Annotated in this window: 12 protein-coding genes; 6 read left to right on the forward strand and 6 right to left on the reverse strand. The window is 33.2% G+C overall.

The window, feature by feature from the left end; genetic code table 11:
• The first annotated feature begins 2 nt into the window (after positions 1-2).
• Positions 3-1394: an NAD(P)(+) transhydrogenase (Re/Si-specific) subunit beta gene (locus H6589_04695; protein MCB9173887.1), complete on the forward strand. Its 1392-nt coding sequence runs from the start codon at positions 3-5 to the stop codon at positions 1392-1394.
• Positions 1395-1469: 75 nt separating this feature from the next.
• On the opposite strand, the gene H6589_04700 is transcribed toward H6589_04695, so the two are convergent.
• Together H6589_04700 and H6589_04705 are read right to left on the reverse strand one after the other, a co-directional pair.
• A complete protein-coding gene (locus H6589_04700; protein ID MCB9173888.1) occupies positions 1470-2129 on the reverse strand; it encodes an aspartate kinase in 660 nt (219 codons plus the stop codon).
• Between the two features lie 103 nt (positions 2130-2232).
• Positions 2233-2832 carry a carboxypeptidase-like regulatory domain-containing protein gene (locus tag H6589_04705; protein ID MCB9173889.1) on the reverse strand — a complete coding sequence of 200 codons (600 nt, stop codon included), beginning with the start codon at positions 2830-2832 and terminating at the stop codon, positions 2233-2235.
• 118 nt (positions 2833-2950) lie between these two features.
• Between H6589_04705 and prmA the strand changes: the two genes are divergently transcribed.
• The 5 genes from prmA to H6589_04730 all read left to right on the forward strand — a co-directional run bounded on the left by prmA (position 2951) and on the right by H6589_04730 (position 16566).
• A complete protein-coding gene (gene prmA / locus H6589_04710; GenBank protein ID MCB9173890.1) occupies positions 2951-3781 on the forward strand; it encodes a 50S ribosomal protein L11 methyltransferase in 831 nt (276 codons plus the stop codon).
• Positions 3782-3784: 3 nt separating this feature from the next.
• Positions 3785-8224, forward strand: a complete 4440-nt coding sequence (locus H6589_04715; protein ID MCB9173891.1) for a hypothetical protein — start codon at positions 3785-3787, stop codon at positions 8222-8224.
• A gap of 69 nt (positions 8225-8293) precedes the next feature.
• Positions 8294-15481: a PD40 domain-containing protein gene (locus H6589_04720; GenBank protein MCB9173892.1), complete on the forward strand. Its 7188-nt coding sequence runs from the start codon at positions 8294-8296 to the stop codon at positions 15479-15481.
• On the forward strand, positions 15478-15747 hold the full coding sequence (locus H6589_04725) for an ATP-dependent Clp protease adaptor ClpS (GenBank protein MCB9173893.1): 270 nt from the start codon (positions 15478-15480) through the stop codon (positions 15745-15747). Before H6589_04720 ends, H6589_04725 begins: the two co-directional genes overlap by 4 nt.
• A 15-nt stretch (positions 15748-15762) precedes the next feature.
• Positions 15763-16566 carry a M48 family metallopeptidase gene (locus H6589_04730; GenBank protein MCB9173894.1) on the forward strand — a complete coding sequence of 268 codons (804 nt, stop codon included), beginning with the start codon at positions 15763-15765 and terminating at the stop codon, positions 16564-16566.
• A 13-nt stretch (positions 16567-16579) separates the two neighbouring features.
• Here H6589_04730 and H6589_04735 read toward each other — a convergent pair whose 3' ends face one another.
• From H6589_04735 to H6589_04750, 4 genes are all read right to left on the reverse strand, one after another.
• Entirely contained in the window at positions 16580-17464 is an 885-nt protein-coding gene (locus tag H6589_04735; GenBank protein MCB9173895.1) for a hypothetical protein, read from the reverse strand.
• A 32-nt stretch (positions 17465-17496) separates the two neighbouring features.
• Positions 17497-18681 carry an aspartate aminotransferase family protein gene (locus tag H6589_04740; protein MCB9173896.1) on the reverse strand — a complete coding sequence of 395 codons (1185 nt, stop codon included), beginning with the start codon at positions 18679-18681 and terminating at the stop codon, positions 17497-17499.
• A 132-nt stretch (positions 18682-18813) separates the two neighbouring features.
• Complete coding sequence (locus H6589_04745) at positions 18814-19092, reverse strand: antibiotic biosynthesis monooxygenase (protein ID MCB9173897.1); 279 nt, start codon at positions 19090-19092, stop codon at positions 18814-18816.
• Positions 19093-19102: 10 nt separating this feature from the next.
• Positions 19103-19885, reverse strand: coding sequence for an SAM-dependent chlorinase/fluorinase (locus tag H6589_04750; GenBank protein MCB9173898.1), 783 nt, complete (start codon positions 19883-19885; stop codon positions 19103-19105).
• Between the last annotated feature and the right edge of the window lie 17 nt (positions 19886-19902).

The raw sequence follows: 19902 nt of genomic DNA on the forward strand, positions 1-19902 counted from the left end.
TGATAGGAATAGGAATTCAAACAGCAGCGTATTTATTTGCAAGTATTCTGTTTATATTAAGTTTAGGAGGATTGTCTTCACAAGAATCTGCTAAACGCGGTGTGTTTTATGGTATTGTAGGTATGGCTATAGCTATTATTGCTACTGTACTTGGACAAGGTGTTGCTGGACAAGTTTATATTGTGTCGGCAATTGCTATTGCATCTGTAATAGGTTTAATGCTTGCTCGTAAAGTAGAAATGACCTCAATGCCTCAGTTAGTAGCTATTTTACATAGCTTTGTTGGGTTGGCTGCGGTTTTAGTAGGTTTTGGTTCTTATTTAGATCCTGAAACACAAACGCTACATGGAGCAGCACATTCTATTCATTTGGTTGAAGTTTTTGTAGGTATTTTTATTGGAGCTATAACTTTTACTGGGTCAATTATTGCTTGGGGAAAATTAGAAGGGAAGATAGGTAGTAAGGCATTAATTTATCCAGGCAGACATGCTGTAAATGTTATTTTATTGTTGGTGTGTGTTGTGTTAGGTGTTATGTTTGCAATGGCAGAAGGAACAGATGGTATGCTTCATTTGTACATCATGACAGCAATAGCATCATTTATTGGAATAATGTTAGTGATGGCAATTGGAGGAGGAGATATGCCAGTGGTAGTAAGTATGCTTAATTCATATTCTGGATGGGCAGCATCTGCGGCAGGATTTATGTTAGGAAACGATTTATTAATTGTTACTGGTGCTTTAGTTGGTAGTTCAGGAGCAATTCTTTCCATCCACATGTGTCACGCAATGAACCGCTCTTTTATCTCTGTAATTTTAGGTGGGTTTGGAAATGCACCTAAAGGAGAAGCAAAAGCAATTGAAGGTGAAGTTACAGCGTTAAATCATGAAGAAGTTGCAGGATTGCTAAAAGAAGCAAAATCGGTTGTTATTGTTCCTGGTTATGGTATGGCCGTGGCAAAAGCACAATATCCAATTTACGAAATGGTTCAAATATTACGTAAGGCTGGAAAAAATGTACGGTTTGCTATTCACCCTGTTGCAGGTCGTTTACCAGGACACATGAACGTATTGTTAGCAGAAGCTAATGTACCGTATGACATTGTTATGGAAATGGACGAAATTAATGATGATATGCCAAGCACAGATGTGGTAATGGTGATTGGTGCAAACGATGTTGTTAATCCAAGTGCTCAAGACGACCCAGCTAGTTCTATTTATGGAATGCCCGTAATAGAAGTTTGGAAGGCTGAAAAAGTTATTATTATGAAACGTTCTATGTCAGCAGGTTATTCAGGAGAAGATAATCCTTTATTCTATAAATCCAATTCAGATATGCTTTATGGCGATGCTAAAGATAGTGTTGATAAAATACTGGGTTATTTAAAAGCATAATTTTAATAAACTAAGACAATAAAAAAAGGTCGTCTAATATTTTAGACGACCTTTTTTTTAAACTAAAATTAAAATTTAACCTTTATTTAAATTCTTTAAAATAGTAAAAGCCCTGTCAATACTATCATCATCAACAACAATGGTAAATTCATGCATGGTAGAGATGATGTCTAAAATATTAATGCCTTCCCAAGCTATTTTCTTCAATATAAAATAATAAATACCAGAAACATCGGCATTTTCACTTGGTAATTTTATAGTTAATGATGACAACCCTTTTGTTTCTTGAATAAGTGTTTCATTTTTAAAGATGGAGTCAACATCATCATGTTCAGAATCACTTAAAATAATGGTGGTTTCGTAAACGCCTTGAGAGAAAGCAAAAAAAGTATCTTTTTTTCCCTTTATTTTTTTTAATAAATCAGCTTGTCTATCAACAATAGTTTCTGAATTTTTAAACGTATAATAGGTAATTCTTGAACGTACTGTTATATCGCCTAATTTATTGATAACCTTTTTCACCTTAATTTTTAAGTTAGGGTCAAACTTAGGAGATAGTCTTTTTAAAGCCATAACAATAGCTCCAATTTGAACATCCTTTTTTGTTAGCTCGTCAATTTCTGGTTTAATTTGTCTTGATAAAGAAGAGAGGTTTATAATTCCTTCTGCCAGAGCTTCTTCTAAAAATGGCGATTTTTTTATAATTTCTTCTACTAAAATATGGGTAGCTTTCATGTTTTTGGTGATAAATAAGTGTTCACATCAAATCTACAAAAAAAAATGAATAAAGTTAAATTTATAACAAAAATTTTAATTTAATCTGGAATGCAGTATAAATTTAATCATCAATAAACGAAGCATCTTTTATTGTTTCTCTTCTTCTTTCAATACGTCTTCGTTGTTTTGCCTTTTTGTCTAAGAGCTTGTCGTAGATTAATGAAATAGGGTTTGTTAAAATGTGTAGCATGGTAAATTCCATTGGATTTATATTCCTATCCTGATACATTTTTACACCCTCCATTTTTATTTCGGGTTCATGTTCTTTTAATTCTGCAAAAGCTTTTTTAAACTCATCGTAGGTTGGCCAAGGGAAAATTTCAACCTCTTGAAGTGTAATGGAGTCGGTATATAATTTAAATTTTATCAGGTATTTCCCACTGTTTTGTTGTGGAGAAACATAAGTCAAGTTTTTGTAACCAATATACGATATGGTTAATGTGTCGTTTGGTAAAACGGTAATAGAAAAAGTACCGGTCTCATCTGTTTTAGTTCCAAATTGATTAGCGCTAAGTAAATGTGCTCCAACAAGTAACTCGTTAGTTTCTCCATTAACAACCACACCACTTAAAATATAACTGACGGTGGTGTCGGTTGTTTGCCCAGAAATAAGTTGAGTTAACAGAAAAGTAATAAATGAAAGAAATATCTTAATTTTCATGAGTTAAAGTTAATGGATGAAAACTAGTACGACAAGCTAAAAAATGTTAAAATCAACATTCAATTAATTAGTTTTTTCTAGGATTTTTTTGTTTTTTTATGATTATTAATAAGTATCGATGAATTATATAGAAGTTAAGCTGAAAATAGACCCTACAGTTATTGCAAGAGATATTGTAGTAGCTGAATTAGGAGAAATTGGGTTTGAAAGTTTTGTAGAATCTGAACATGGTGTAGATGCATACATACAAGAGCCATTTTTTGATGAAGAATTAATGAAAAATTTAAGTGCGTTTAATCATACTGATTTTAAAGTAAATTATGTTAAAACTCTTATAGAGGATCAAAATTGGAATGAAGTTTGGGAACAAAGCTTTGAACCAATAAATGTAAACGACACGTGTATGGTTAGAGCACCATTTCATGAAGTTCCCAAAAACATTGAATTTGATATTATTATTGAGCCAAAAATGTCGTTTGGTACCGGTCATCACGAAACCACCTTTTTAATGATACAAGAGTTGTTAAAAATGGATTTAAACAACAAGAAGGTTTTAGATATGGGATGTGGTACTGGGGTTTTAGCTATTTTAGCAGAGCAGAAAAATGCAGATAAAATACTTGCTGTAGATATTGATGATTGGGCCTATGAGAACACATTGGACAATTTAGTTAAAAACAAATGTTCTAAAATTGAAGTTTTAAAAGGCGGAGCAGAATGTATTCAAGATAAAAAGTTCGACATAATTATTGCTAACATTAATAGGAATATATTATTACAAGATTTAAAAAACTATGCCAATTCTTTGAATAATAATGGACATCTATTATTGAGCGGGTTTTTTAGTTCGGATGCAGCTATTTTAATTGAAACAGCAAATAAATATGGATTGACCTTAATCGACCAGCATTCAAAAAACGATTGGACACTTTTACATTTAACAAATTAAATTATGTTTAAATACCTTATCGCATTCACATTTTTAATCACAACAATTTCTAGTTTCTCACAAACTAAGATTAAACAATTCTCATCCGATTCCTCTGCATTCTTTCATGAAATGGAGGAGTTTTTAACCGTTTCGCGTAAGGAAGATGGAAAATTGGTTATGGATGAGTTTTCGTGGGATTGGTTTGGTGGAAAATTTACTGAAGATCAACGACAAGGAGTATATATGATAGCTAACTTAATGTTGAATAGAAAGAAAAAAGCATTTCCAGATTTCAGAAATTATTTGTTTACCATTTCAAAATTTGTAAATAGTAAGTATCAAACCGCAGAGAGTTTTGATGAATGGCAAAGTATTTTAGCAAAAGTAGTTGACGATAAAGATAAAAATAGGTTTTCTGATTACTTAGAGTCTTGTAACTCCTTATTTGAAGAGGGAGCATTATATAAATCTGCCGCAAATGTTTGGAAGTCTAGTAACAATAATTATAAGTTTGGTTACGATAGTTTACCCACCATTGAATTTTCAGCTTTAAATCTAATTTGTTATTCAAAAGGTGATAGTTCTACCATTTATAATACAAAAGGAATTTATTATCCAACCGAAAACAAATGGGTTGGTGTAGGTGGTAAGGTTACTTGGGAACGTGCTGAATACTCAAAAGATTCTGTTTATGCAGAAATTAATGATTATGTAATCTCATTTAAAACACCTGCTTATGAAATCGAAAATGTTGTTTTTTATGATTACCTACACTTTCAAAAACCATTAAAGGGTAAATTAGAAGAAAAAGTACTTGCAGGAATAACCTTTGACAAAGCTTCTTACCCTCGGTTTGACTCCTATGAGAAGCGATTGCAAATAAAAAACATTGCCAAAGGTGTAGATTATATTGGTGGTTTTGGTATGCATGGAAGAAAGGTTATAGGTAGGGGTGATCAAGAACAAGATGCTTATTTGGTTTTCTATAAAAATGATATGCCCTTTGTTAAAATAGGGTCAAAAGCATTTAGTATTCGCCCCGAAAAAATTGTTTCAGAAATATCGTCAGCCACCATTTATTTAAAAGGAGATTCTATTTATCATCCAGGCTTGTCGTTTAAGTTTTTTATTGATGAAAGAAGAGTAACCTTGATTAGAGATAATCAAGGAATAAAAATAACGCCTTATTATAATTCGTACCACGAAGTTGATATGGATTTTGAAATGTTAACTTGGAATCTGGAAGACCCATTAATGCAATTTGGTAACTTGGTAGGAGGAACAAAAACAGATGCTTCGTTTTCATCATCTAACTTTTTTAACTTAAATATATATAATGATATGACTGGGCTTTCTGACCAGAACCCCTTGTATTTAGTGAAGAGTATGGTTCAAAAATTTGACACCACCTTTTTAACAGTAGAGCAGATGTCAAATTTTATGCGGTTATCGAAAGATCAATGTATATCGTTATTGCTCAACTTGTCTTATGCAGGGTTTGTTTTGTTCGACTATGATAATTTAAATTTTGTGGTTAAAGAAAAATTACTGAATTGGGTGAAGTCTAGTGCTGGTAGATTGGATTACGATGTTATTGGATTTTTCTCTAACATTCAAGGAGCTTCAAACGGAACATTAAGTTTATTAAACTACGATTTAACACTGCGAGGTGTAAATAGTATTCACTTGAGTGATTCACAGCAAGTAACCATTTACCCTGATAAGAGAGAGCTTGTTTTAAAGAAAAATAGAGATTTTGATTTTAGTGGGGTTGTACAAGCTGGTCGATTTGATATCATGGGAAGTAATTTTTCATTTAAATACGATGAATTTAAAATTAACATGCCTAATGTAGATTCGTTAAGAATTTATGCCGAGACAGGACAAACTGACGATTATGGAAAACCAATCATACAACCAGTTAAAACAGTAATTAATAAAATTAATGGTGATTTGTTGATTGATAAACCCAATAATAAATCAGGTGTAAAACCTTTTGCAGAATATCCAATACTCAACAGTTTTAACGAGTCGTATGTGTTTTATGATAGGTCATCTATTCAAGGAGGAGCCTATAAAAGAGACAATTTTTATTTTCAGGTTAAACCTTTTACCATCGACAGTTTAGATAACTTCACAAATGCATCTTTACGTTTTGATGGAACATTACAGTCTGCTGGAATTTTCCCTGATTTTGAAGAAACCTTAACCCTGCAAGCAGACCACTCTTTAGGGTTTATTAGAAAAACTCCTCCAGGAGGTTACCCAATGTATGGTGGTAAAGGAAATTTTACCAATGAAATAAGAATGAGTCATGATGGTTTAAAAGGTGATGGTGTGCTAAAATACGTAGCTTCAACCACTTTGTCAAATGAATTTATTTTCTTACCCGATTCAATGATTGCAGTAGCTCAAAGTTATAGTGTTGAAGAGAGTCCAGTTGAAGTTGAATTTCCTCCTGTTGAAGGAGTTAATGTTAAAACAACTTGGTTTCCTAAAAAAGATTATATGTTGCACAAACAAATTACCGATCCCATTAAAATGTACGACATGAAATCGGTAATGCACGGACAAACCAGAATACAACCAGACGGATTGTACGGAAATGGTACATTTGAATTTGAAAAAGCAGAGTTAGAATCAAAAAGTATTGCGTTTAAATTTGATGACTTTAGTGCTGATACTGCTAATTTTAGATTAAAAGATGCTGAGTTAGCTGGGGAATTAACGTTTGCCACAACAAATGTAAGTGCTTATGTAAGCTTTAAAGAACGTTTTGGACAGTTTAAATCTAACGGAGGAGGGTCGTTTATTGAGTTTCCACAAAATCAATACATCTGTTTTATGGAAGAATTTAAATGGTTGATGGATACAGATGGTATTGAATTAAGTGCTGGAGAGCAAAAAACTACGGATGCAAGTGGTGTTAAATTAGATGGAGCACAATTCATATCAGTTCATCCTCAACAAGACTCGTTAAGTTTTTTCTCTTCAAAAGCTACTTATGATTTAAAGAAAAAAATAATTTCTGCCGAAGAAGTTAAATACATGAATGTAGCTGATGCCATGCTTTATCCAGATAGTGGTAAGATTGTGGTTGAAAAGCAGGCTAAAATGAGAACATTAAACAATGCTAAAATTGTAGCCAGTTATGTAACTCAAAATCATCATATTTATGGGGCAACAGTTAATGTATTTGGTAAACGGAAATATGCTGGTACAGGTAATATTGATTACACTGATGAACTCTCTGCTACTCAAACTATTTATTTAGAAAATATTGGAGTAGATACTACTGGACAAACTTATGCTACAGGTCAAATAGCTGATACAGCTAAATTCAAATTGAGTCCCTTTTATGAATATGAAGGTAAAGTTAAATTGTTTGCTAATAACGAATTCTTAACGTTTGATGGAAGAGGTAGAATTTTGCACGATTGTAACTTGATTCCTAGAGACTGGTTTACATTTGAATCACAAATTAATCCAAATGATATTTATATTCCTATTGATACAAATACTGCTGATGTAAATAAAAACCCATTGTATGCAAGTATTTTTTCTAGTCCAGATTCGTTAGGGATTTATACTTCGTTTGTTAATAATAAAAAGAAATACAGTCATTTAGAAGTTATTCGTGCAACTGGATTTTTACATTACGATAAAGAAAATAGCGAATACAAAATATCCAATAAAGACAAGTTACAAGAGATGTCGTTTGGAGGTAATTATTTAAGCATAAACACTAAAAATTGTAAAGCTTATGCAGAAGGTAATGTTAATTTGAGTGCTGATTTGGGTCAGGTTCAAGTTAATTCTGCTGGTGTTGTTCAACAAAATTTAATTGACAATGAAGCTATTTTTGATTTAGTGATGTTAATCGATTTCTTTTTTAATGAAGACGCCCTTCGTAATATGTCGAAAAAACTACAACAAGCTAGTGCCTTAGACCCAGCAAAATTGGATAGACCAACCTTTGAAAAAGGATTGAGAGAAGTAATAGGTAAAGTAGAGGCAGATAAATTAATAGCTCAAGCTAACTTATATGGCGAATTTAAAAAATTGCCAGATGAACTTAGGAAAGCATTAGTTTTTAATGATATTAAATTTAAGTGGGACGATGTAAATAAGCGTTACAAATCGTTCAGTAAAATTGGTATAAGTAATATTGGCAAAGAGCAAGTAAACAAATATGTTGAAGGAAAAATTGAAATTGTTAAAAAACGATCGGGCGATATTTTAAATATTTACCTAGAAATTGATAAAAACAATTGGTATTTCTTTAATTATACCAGAGGGATGTTGCAAGCCATATCTTCTGATGCCGATTTTAATACCATAATTCAAGAAACAAAACCTGATAAACGAAAAGCAAAGGCAGAAAAAGGACAAGAGCCTTATCAATTTATGTATTCATCAGAAAAGAAAAAAATAGATTTTGTTAGAAAATTTGACGATTAATTTAGTGAAAATCATGTTTTTTGCATCAATATATTATATTCGTAAATTCGCAATTGATTTAATCATTCAATGATTTTAAAAACAACTTATTATAAAATAATTTTCTTGCTATTTGCAATGATGTTGGTTTTCACTAATGTTAATGCACAATATGCATCTCAAGATGAATTAAAAAAGGCGGCACAAACCTTTTTTGATGAAGAAAATTATATCGAAGCATTACCACTTTATTCTCAGCTTTTAAGCTTATATCCAAAAGATCCAGAGTATAATTATAAATACGGTGCTTCTTATTTTTTTGGAAATAGAGAAAAGGAAGAAGCTCTAAAATATTTGACATTCGCTGCAGGTAAGCCCAATGTTAATCCACAAGCTTTTTATTTTTTAGGTTTAGCATTGCACCATGAGTATCGTTTTTCTGAAGCCGAAGTTAATTACAAAAAATTCAAAGAAAAAGGAACACCTAAAGATATTCAGGATTTTCAGGTGGATAGAAAAATTGAGATGTGCCGTAATGGAGTTACTTTATTGAAAAGTATGACCGATATAGGGGTGCTTTCAAAAAAGGAAATCAAAGCATCAGAATTTTTTAGAAGTTATGATTTAAGAGGAATAGGAGGAAAAATTATTGTTAAGCCTGATGAATTTAAAACCAAGTTAGATATTAAAAACAAAGAATACAGTATTATCCATTTAGGAGATAAACCAACCATGGTGGTGTTCTCATCTTTTGGTAATGATGGAAAAAGTGGAAAAGACATCTATAAAGTAACCAAACTACCAAATGGAGAATGGAGTAAACCAGCACCATTTCCAAAAATCAATACCAATTTCGACGAAGATTATCCATTCTTACATCCTGATGGGAGAACTTTATACTTTAGTTCAAAAGGATACAATAGTATGGGAGGCTATGATATTTTTAAATCTACTCTTGACCCAACTACAGGTGAGTGGACTTTTCCAGAAAATTTAGATTTTCCAATAAACACACCCGACGACGATATTTTATTTATTTCCGATATTGATAATCAACTGGCTTATTTTGCATCATCACGTGCTAGTAAACAAGGCGAATTAACCGTTTATAAGGTTCAAGTTGATAGGCAGCCAGCCGAGAATACAATTGTTAAAGGATTTTTCTTGGCAGAATCCAATCCAAACATGAAATCAGCAACCATTTCAATATTGGATGTGGAAAAAGACAGAAAATATGGCGTATTTTCTTCCAACCGTGAAAATGGAGAATATTTATTGGTTTTTCCCGGTAATGGCGGAAAGTTTAAAATTTTAGTGGAAACTACCAATGACGCGCCTGTTCATTCTGCTGTAATTGAATTGCCAACATTAGAAGGTTTTAGGGCATTAAAACAGGAGTTAAGATTGGTAGGTGAGGGCAATAATGAAAAGTTGGTGGTTAAAAACCTATTTAATGAATCTGATGAATTTGATATTACTGACCCTTTGGTAGTCGAAAATTTATTAAAGTACAAAGCCAAAATGGATGTTAACTTAACAGAAGAAGAGGTTTTAAAGAACTTGGATAAAACATCATCTAGTACAGGTATTTCATCTTTAGCTTCAATGTCTAATCAACAATTGGCTGATAATGCAAAAAAGAGTGCAGATAAAGTTGCTGAAAATGCCAAGTTATCGAAAAACCAAGCCAATTTTGCTTATGATTTAGCTGCTCAAAAAAGTGCAGAAGCCAAGAAAGCATTAAATCAATCGTTACAAAAACAAAAAATTGCATCAGAATCGGAAGATGCCAATACTAAAGCTTTAGCATTGAAAGATGCAGAGCGATTGAAATACATTGCCGCAGGTTTGGTTAATGAATCTATTTCAGCAATGGATGTTGCAAAATCAATTGAAAGTGAAGCTATTGAAAGAGAGAGTGATGTTAAAAAGACCTTGGATTTAAGTAATGCTATTGCATCAAATGCGAATTCAGGAAAAAGAGCTGAAGCTGAAACAGGTTATTTAAAACTGGAAGAAATTACTAATGCCACTTACAATAAGGAATCGGCATTGGTTACCGAAAAAACAGTTTTAGACAATAAACTTTCTGAAGCCGAAATGGAGTACAGTAAAGTAAGAAACAATGTTATAGCGCTTAATAATAGACAAACTGAAATTCAAGAAAACATCAATAATTTAAACGAACGAATTAATAAATCGTCGAAAAAATCGGAGAAAGAAGCTTGGCAAGGTGAAGTAAATGCTTTAAAAATTGATTTAGAAGATACGAAGTATGATTTAGGTGTTGAAACAGAAAAAGAACAAACATTAGCAAAAGAGTTAAAAGAATTAGAACGTAAAAATGCCTCTGCACAAGGTATCATTGCAACTGTTGAAAAAGCAAATGTTCAAACTTCAACCAAAGCACCGGATAAAGCCGCTTTAAATAACGATATTGTTTATTTCGAAAAACAAGGATTGGTTGGGCTTTATCCTAGCGATGAAGTTGCTGTTTCATCAACAAGTACAAAGTCGGTTGATTTAATGTCGCTAAAAGATGAGTACAACATCATTTCTGATGAAGGAAAAATAATTGATTACAACTCAAAGCACAGTTCAGAATTGGTTGATGCACAAAATAATCCTAGCGAATATCAAAAATCGTTAGAAATGGCAAAAATTAATCAGGATTGGATTTCAGACATCAATCAAGAAATTGCTATTAAAGAAAAACAACTAAAAGCTGCGGAAAGCTTAAACGATAAAACCAAAATTACGAGTAGAATAGAAGTGTTAAAAAGCTTAAAATCGGAAAAACAAAAAGAAGCTGATAAATACTTGTTGTTAGCTCAAGAAGAAAATCCGACAAAGTCTACTACAACTTCAACATCTAAATCATCAACTACTAAAAATGCTATTGAACCAGCAAGTGTAGTAATTACGGACAATTCAGGTAACATTATTGATTATGCTACGAATTACGAGAATGAATTAGCTAACATTGAAGGAGAAACTCCTACTGATATTTCTACTAAAATTGCGGTTCATGAGAAATGGAAAAATGCTAATGAGCAAGAAATTTTATTAAAGAAAATAGAGTTAAACAGTGCTGAAGATGAAGAAGAAAAGGAAGCTATCAGTAATCGTATTTCAGAACTAGAAAACCAAAAAACGAACAACGACGAGTTTATTGCTATATACAACAGTAAACTTGGTAACGAAGCTAATCTTGCTGCAAATACTACTGCCAATAATACTTCAACTACAAAATCATCTTCTGAAAATAAAAATACAACGGCGACAACACCTAATATATCAACTACTTCTGTAAACAGTAAAATTGACTATAGTAAATACAATAACAAAGTAGTTAGTTCAAATGGTGAAGTACAGGATTATACTACTGATTTTAACAATCAATTTACTTTGGCAGATAATATTGTTGACCCTTTAACATCAAGTAAAGAAAAACAAAAAATCACTAAAGAATGGATTCGAGCAATTGATGATGAATTGTCCTTAAGAAATGAACAACTTTCGTTTGCTATTGAATCTGAAAAACCAGCAATAACTGAAAGGATAGATGCGTTAAATGGCGAAAAAGTAGCGTTAGCAGACCAATTAGCAGATTTAAATATTGTAATTGAACAACAGCAAGGTACTTTAGCATCAAACAACACTAAATCTACTTCTACTTCAAACAATACTGCTGCTAGTTCAAATACATCTACAACATCATCGTCAAACCCATATTCATCTGAACAAGCCAAAAAAGAATATGAAGAAGTTGCTAAGTTGGAAGAAGAACTTAAACAATTGAATGCCTCTGTTGAACAAAAATCAGCTGCAGCTTATGCCTTAAAAGATGAAAGTAAAAAGCAACAGGCTTTAAACGAGGTGGCTGTTTTAAAAGAAGATGTTGAAAACAAAAAACTTGAAGTGTCTAGTGCTAAAGCTAAAGCTAACAAAGCAGAGTACTACAACAATCAGGCAGCTTTGTCTGCTGTTAAAAAATCGGCAACAGCAACTGGTGATAATGCCACTGTAGCAGAGTTAAACGAAGATGAGGCTAATATTTATTTTGATAAGGCTCAAACAGAAAGAGAGAATGCAGCATCAGCAGCGACTTTTACATCAAAAGAAGCTTCGTTATTAAAAGCACAAGAATATGAAGCAACAGCTATAGAAAAACAACGTAAAGCAATAGAACTATATTCAAACAAAAATGCGAGTGAAGTATTGGCTTCGTTACCAAAGGAAAACAATGCCGTTGCTAAAACATCAAGCACTACTAATACAGTAAATACAACAACAAATACTGCTGAAAATAAAACAACAAGCACAACATCAACTACGAGTAATGCTAATTCAATTAACGCTGCTCCAATTTATCAGCCAAGCAAAGTAGGTATGCCTTCTGATGTAGAAATAGCAAAAGCCAAAACTGCTGAAAATGAAGCTGCACGATTAGAAAAAATGGCTATTGTATTACAAGATAGTTCACAAAAAGTAACCAAGAAAGCTGATAAAGATGCATTGATTGCTGAAGCAAACACCAATACTGAAAAAGCGAAACAGTTAAGAAAGGAGGCAGAAATAAGTTATGCTGCGGCTGAAGAAATGGCTAGTACTGAAAAAAGTACAGTTGAAGCCATTAATGCTAATAGAACAGCTTTAAGTAATGAACAACTTACTTCTCAAGATAAACAGTTGATTAACAGTCTTTCTGGTACTGAATTGGCTGAACTTAAAAATTCTCCTGAATATCAGGCGTATACTGAAAACAAGACAGCATCGAGAAGATTGATTAAAGAGGCTGAAGTGGATTATATAAAAGCAGATAAGTTCCAAGAAGAAGCAGAAGATCAAAAGACATTGGGGATTAGCTTAAATGCAATGGCAAAAGGTGCTCAAGGTGAAGGCAAAACGAAGTTGTTAGGGCAAATTGAAAAGCTTAATAACATGATTGCTGATAACGAAACTAAAGCAATAGAGACTAGAGCTAAAGCAACTCAAAAAGAAATAGAAGCACTTGAAAAAACGAAAACTGCCGATAATGCTTTAGCGTCTAATTCAAAAGCTAATCAAATAAAAGCCATTGAAAAAGCAGCTATTTATGATAACAACTATTTGAAAACTGCTTTGGCAAACAATGCAGCTGTAGCAAAAACATCTCAACCTGAGTTGGCAGAAAATAACACTTCAAATACAACAACAACCAACAAAACAACAGAAACTAAAGCTCCAGAATTGGCTGAGAATAACGTAGTTGAGGAAAATACGAATTCAACTACTTCAACCGTTAAAACAAACTCGAACACAACAAATACAACAGAGCCAGCGCTGACTGAAAATACAATGGCGGAAGAGAATACTACTGAAACAGCTACAAATTCGAATAGTACAACTAATAAAACAACCGAGCCAGAGTTAGTAGAGAACAATGTGGTAGAAGAAAATACAACATCGACTACTACAAATACTAACATTCCTGTAAACAATAACACAACTAAAACTACAGAACCAGAATTGGCAGAGAATAATGTAGTAGAAGAGAATAAAACAACAGCTACAAATACCAATAACACTGAAAAAACGACACAGCCTGTAGTTAGTAAAACTAATCTTGCCAATGTAGATGAAATCCCAACGGTGTTAAACCAACCAATTTTCGTGTTAACTGATAATAAAAAGGCAGCGTATAGCGAAACTAAAAAAATACCAGTAGCTAAATTGCCAGAAGGTTTAGTGTTTAAAGTTCAGATTGGAGCTTTTAGAAACCCAATTCCTCAAGATCACTTTGTTGGTTTTGCTCCAATTTCAGCCGAAGATGCTGGTAACGGAATTACACGTTACACCGCAGGTTTATTCAATACCTTTAACATGGCTAACGAAGCTAAAAATTCGATTCGTACCATTGGTTACCCTGATGCTTTTGTGGTGGCGTTTTACAACGGAAAAAGAATAAATATTAACGAAGCAAGAGCTATGGCCGGAGTTGTAACTGTTGCTGAGAATAATTCTATGTCAACAGTTAACAGTTCTCAGCCTGCTAATAATACAAGTACAGCAAATACAAATAACACTTCTACAACATCTAAAACGTTACCAGCACCAAAAACCAATGTGGAGTTGGTTGAGGATGGTATTTCTACTGATGTAAACAAAATTAAAGGTGTATTTTTTACTGTTCAGGTGGGTGTTTACTCTCGACCAATTACTGCCGAGCAGTTGAACAATGTAACTCCTTTAAATAGCGAAAGAACAACGAATGGCTTAATCAGATATACATCTGGAGTTTATCCAACGCTTGATGAAGCGAATGCTGCCAAAGCAAGAATTGTTGACTTGGGAATTACCGATGCTTTTGTAATTGCTTATGCTAACGGAAATAGATTAGGCGTAAACGAAGCCATTAATTTTGCAGCTGATAAAAACAATGTAGTAACCACTTCGAACAGCAATCCTAAAGTTGAAAACAATAAAACAACGAATACTGCAGCAAATGAAAAGGTTGCGACACCAAGTAACAATTCAAAAATAGTATATACCTTAATATTGGGAGAGTATACCGATGATGTTCCTGTTGAAGATGCTGCGGTTTACTTGAAATTATCGGGTAAGGGATTAAAAATAGAGGAGAAAAATGGAAAAACCATTTATTCAATGGGACCATATACTGACTACAATACTGCTAATGATGAAAGAGCTAAAATGAAGGCAGAAGGTGTTAAAAATCCTAAGGTGGTAGCACTAAACGGAAACGATAATGTTGATGTGAATAAAGAAGCCAAAACTTCAGGGAATACAACTAATATTTCGAATACAGCAACAAGTAGCACAAATAATACTACTACCAATTCAAATGTAACACCAACTACAAGTAATACTTCAAACAATGCTACAACTCCAGTAAATACTCCAACAGCAAATACAACATCTACCAACAATACTGCTCCAAATACAACAACACCAAAACAACCCATTAATCAGGCAGAAGTGGGTAAAGCATTAAAAATTGTTTATAAAGTATTGCTAGGCGAATATACCGACGAAGTTCCTGTTGAGGAATCGATGGTGTATTTAAAGTTTTCTAACAGTGGTATTGTTATTACACAAAATGATGGCAAAACAGTTTATACCATGGGCGAGTATCCCGACTATCCTTCGGCGTTAGATTTACAACTACAAATGAAGGTAGAAGGCATTAAATCGCCAAAAGTTATAGCCTTTAAGGATGGCACACAAATTGAAGTTAGTGAAGCGTTAGAATTAGTAAAAAATCATAATAAATGAATACCGAAACCTTAAAAGAAACAAGCACTGTTATTGAAAATCAAGAACTTAAACTGTTGGTGCTTTATAACGATGATGTAAATACCTTTGATCATGTTATTAATATGCTGGTAAAATATTGTGGACACGATAGTTTACAAGCTGAACAATGCGCCATGTTAGTTCATTTTAAAGGTAAATGTGACATAAAAAAAGGAGCATTTAAAGAATTGGCGTTTATTTCTGAAATTCTGGCAGAAAATGGTTTAACAGTTGAAATCAATTAATTTTTTAATTAAAGTATGTTGAAGAAAAGTCTTTTAGCAATTTTAGTAATTGCTTTAATAGCGTGCAGTAAAGTGCCAATTTCGGGCAGAAAACAAATGAACTTGTTGCCTGAAAGCCAGTTGATGAGTATGGCATTAACGCAATATGGTGCTTTTTTAAGTGAAAACCCGCCCATGTCGGATGAGATAGAAAATACCAAAAGGGTTAAACGAGTTGGAAACAGAATTGCAAACGCTGTGGAAAAATACTTAAAAGCAGAAGGACAATCGAGTAGAATAGCTGGATACAAATGGGAATTTAATTTGGTAAACCAAAACGTAGTAAATGCTTGGTGTATGCCAGGTGGTAAAGTAGTGGTTTACCAAGGTATTATGCCTGTTGCCGATTCTGATGCTGGTTTAGCTGTGGTAATGGGGCACGAAATTGCACACGCTATTGCACGACACGGTAACGAACGCATGAGCCAAGGTTTAGTGGCTGCCGCAGGTGCTGCAGGTTTAGCAGTGGCTTTACGCGAAAAACCAGCAGAAACACAAGCCTTGTTTTTAGGTGCTTATGGTATTACTACTGGTGCTGGTGTATTGGCTTTTGGTAGAAACCAAGAAAGTGAAGCCGACAAATTAGGAATGGTATTTATGGCAATGGCTGGTTATGAACCTAAAGAAGCCATACCTTTTTGGGAACGTATGAAAGCCGCTTCTGGAGGAAACAGTACGCCTGAATTTTTAAGTACACACCCTAGCCACGATACACGTATAGGACGAATTACCGATTGGTTACCAACTGCCGAATCGTATTTTGTGAAGAGTGTGGATTGATTGAAATTGTAATTTATTTTATCAATGTAATAAATTCTGATAATAGGGGAGGTAATTCATCTAGTCGGAAATCATTAGTGTAATGGCTTAAAACACAACTAACATTTTTATTTCTTATTTTTTGGCTTATATAATATGCTATAAGTGAATTACTACCACCCATAATTATTTTTGGAGCATTAATTTTTATAATTGTTTTAATAGCAGTTGTTGGAATTCCCTCGAATAAAATGGCAACATTTTCTTCTGATTGAATACTTGAAAATGCAGCTTTTGAAGCTAAATATCTTTGAATTATTATGTCTTGCTTTGCCATTTCTTCGTTTTGAAAAATAGACCAACTTATTTGACCTCTATTGGCACACGAAATATTATGAGGACCTTTCCAGTCGCAAATATTTCCAAGAATAATTTTTCTGCCTAAAAAATCAATAGTGTCAATTGCAGCACTATTCTTTACATATTTTGGAATGGAATCTCCAATAAAATAATTAATAAATTGATTTTCAAGATATATATTTCTATCAAAATATGTTTGTAAAAATAAGATCTGTGTCAATTCGTATTTATAAGGTATAATATAACAAATAGTTGTTAAACTAATGTTTTTTCCAACACTCTTTTTATCAATTAATAGTTTATGTTCGATATTTATTTCAGGATTAGAGGTAGAAACTAAATTTTTAGAAAGAGAATATTTTCGTTTTATTTGAGCTATTCCTTTTTCTCCAGAGTGTATTTTATCTATTTTGTCATAGATGAAATATCTTTCTAGTTTATATTCTTCACCATATCCAAGATTAACAGCATGAGCATCTAAAAATAATGAATCAATATTTTGATTATAAACATTTTGACCAATTATTAATAGGAAAGAAATGATTAAGATGTTTTTCATATTGTGCTAGCTATTTGTAAGTTAATAATTTTCTAAGACTCAATACTATCCAATATCACTTCACATGCCATTTTAATTTCTTCTTCGGTAATAATTAATGGTGGTGCTATTCGTAACGATTTATCGTTAAACAAAAACCAATCGGTTAACACCCCATTTTCTATACAGGCATCAATAATGGCTTTATTGGTTTCAAAACTATCAAACTCTACCGCTATTAATAAACCAAAAGAACGTATTGCTTTAATTTTTGGGTGCTTCAACAAATCTTTAAACAACTGTTCTTTTTGCGGTACAGTGCTTATTAAATTCTTTTGAGTTAGTAAAGTTTGTAAATTGGCGTAAGCCGCAGCACAACTTACTGGGTGCCCACCAAAAGTGGTAATGTGCCCTAAAATGGGATTGGTTTTTAAGCTGCCCATAATCTCGTTCGAGGCTATAAATGCTCCAATAGGAAAACCTCCACCCATAGCTTTGGCTAGGGTTAAAATATCAGGAGTTACTCCAAAATGTTCAAAAGCAAAGAGTTTACCCGTACGTCCAAAACCGGTTTGTATTTCGTCAAAAATTAATAAAGCACCTGTTTCGGTACATTTATCTCGTAATTTTTTTAAAAAGTTATTGGTTGGTGCCACAACTCCAGCTTCTCCCATTATAGGTTCAACAATTACACAAGCCGTTTTGGTGCTTATTTGTGCTAAATCTGTTTCGTTGTTAAATTCCAGTTGAGTAATGTTGGGCAATAAAGGTTCAAACGGTTTTTTAAAATCGTCGCTACCAATAATGCTCAAACAACCTTGTGTGCTGCCGTGGTAAGCATTTTTAAAACTGATGATTTGTTGTCTTCCCGTATATCGTTTAGCTAATTTCATGGCGCCTTCGTTGGCTTCACTACCCGAATTAACTAGGTAGCACGAGTTTAAGGTGTTTGGTAAATTGTCTGCCAAAAGCGTAGCCAATTTTACTTGTGGCGATTGTACAAACTCGCCATACACCATTAAATAGGTATATTTTTCGAGTTGTTCTTTAACGGCGTTAATTACGTTGGGGTGGCGGTGTCCCAAATTACTTACCGAAATACCAGAAATTAAATCGAGGTATTTTTTACCATCAACATCCGTCATATACATGCCTTCGGCTTGCTCAATTTCTAAACTTAATGGAAAATCGCTGGTTTGTGCAACATGTTCGAGAAATAAGGAGCGTTGAGTTGGCATGTTTATATTATAAAATTGGAACGCAGACTTGCCAAGCGGCAAGTACACCGATTTTTTATGATTAACACAGATAAACTTGCTTGAGGCAAGAAAATATCTTCTTTTATCATATTTATCAGTGTCATCAGCGTTCTATGGGTTTACGTTGTAAATACTGTCTACACTCCAAGCTTCGGCATCGGCACTAAACAATGGTTTTGTTTTTGCCCAAACGCCTTTAAACAAATCAGAAACTCTATACTTTTCCAAGTATTCTTCCGATTTCCAGTAGCTGTAAGTAAAAAATATGTTCGGATTGTTTTTATCGCGGAGTAATTCTAGGTGTTCTACACCTTCAAAATTTCTAATGTGGGTTTTATTCTCATTAAAATTCTCCAAAAAAGCATCAACGTTTTCAGGAGCAAAAGTCATCTTAACAATTCTAATCATAAAACTCAATACGTATTAAATCGCTTTCTTTTACACCAAATAATTTGCTTGCGTTTCCTTTGTTTACAGCAATTTCAATAAAACCTGTTGAACTAAACATGGCAACTTTTTCACCATCAGGAACGGTATTGTAAGCATTGGTTATTTCAGAAATTTCGTAGTTAGCGTTTCGTAAATAAATAACAAATTTTCTGCCTCTACCAAATGTTCTAAACATCTGCTCAGAAATGTTGCTCAATAAATTTCCGTAATGATCGATATAACTAACCATGCCTCGAATAGAGTTGTTTTCAGATATGGCTCTAAATAAGGATTTGGTTTCAATAGTTTCTTTTGCTTTTCCAATCAACTCAAGCGTTCCTCCACGAGCAATGTGGCAAGCAGCTTTTACAAACACATCTCTGGTAGGAAATGTAACATTGTCGGTTTCCTGACTAATGTTCAGTTCTACAATTTTTTCGGGTACTTTATCAAAAATCAACGAAAATATTCCGTTGTCGGCTCCAATAAAGTAATGACCATTTTCAAAAATAGCCACGTGAGGAATATCCAAATCAGTTTCTGAGTTTACTCCAATAATGTGAATAGTACCAGCAGGAAAATCTCTGTAACAGTTTCTTACCACCAATGATGCTTTCGACATATCGAAAGGAGGTATTTCGTGGGTTATATCAACAATAGTTACATCGGGATTTTGGCTTAAAATGGCACCTTTAATAGAGGCAACATAATAATCCTTTAATCCTAAATCTGATGTAAGTGTAATTATTGGCATTTTTTATTGTTGATAAT

It is taken from the genome of Flavobacteriales bacterium, assembly GCA_020635795.1.
Classification (GTDB): Bacteria; Bacteroidota; Bacteroidia; order Flavobacteriales_E; family Vicingaceae; genus Vicingus.

What these genes read in the sequence shown, in the direction of transcription:
- H6589_04720 (MCB9173892.1), top strand. Translation starts at nt 8,294, where the DNA reads ATGATTTTAAAAACAACTTATTATAAAATAATTTTCTTGCTATTTGCA.
- H6589_04750 (MCB9173898.1), bottom strand. Translation starts at nt 19,885, where the DNA reads ATGCCAATAATTACACTTACATCAGATTTAGGATTAAAGGATTATTAT.
- prmA (MCB9173890.1), top strand. Translation starts at nt 2,951, where the DNA reads ATGAATTATATAGAAGTTAAGCTGAAAATAGACCCTACAGTTATTGCA.
- H6589_04700 (MCB9173888.1), bottom strand. Translation starts at nt 2,129, where the DNA reads ATGAAAGCTACCCATATTTTAGTAGAAGAAATTATAAAAAAATCGCCA.
- H6589_04725 (MCB9173893.1), top strand. Translation starts at nt 15,478, where the DNA reads ATGAATACCGAAACCTTAAAAGAAACAAGCACTGTTATTGAAAATCAA.
- H6589_04715 (MCB9173891.1), top strand. Translation starts at nt 3,785, where the DNA reads ATGTTTAAATACCTTATCGCATTCACATTTTTAATCACAACAATTTCT.
- H6589_04735 (MCB9173895.1), bottom strand. Translation starts at nt 17,464, where the DNA reads ATGAAAAACATCTTAATCATTTCTTTCCTATTAATAATTGGTCAAAAT.
- H6589_04745 (MCB9173897.1), bottom strand. Translation starts at nt 19,092, where the DNA reads ATGACTTTTGCTCCTGAAAACGTTGATGCTTTTTTGGAGAATTTTAAT.
- H6589_04730 (MCB9173894.1), top strand. Translation starts at nt 15,763, where the DNA reads ATGTTGAAGAAAAGTCTTTTAGCAATTTTAGTAATTGCTTTAATAGCG.
- H6589_04740 (MCB9173896.1), bottom strand. Translation starts at nt 18,681, where the DNA reads ATGCCAACTCAACGCTCCTTATTTCTCGAACATGTTGCACAAACCAGC.
- H6589_04705 (MCB9173889.1), bottom strand. Translation starts at nt 2,832, where the DNA reads ATGAAAATTAAGATATTTCTTTCATTTATTACTTTTCTGTTAACTCAA.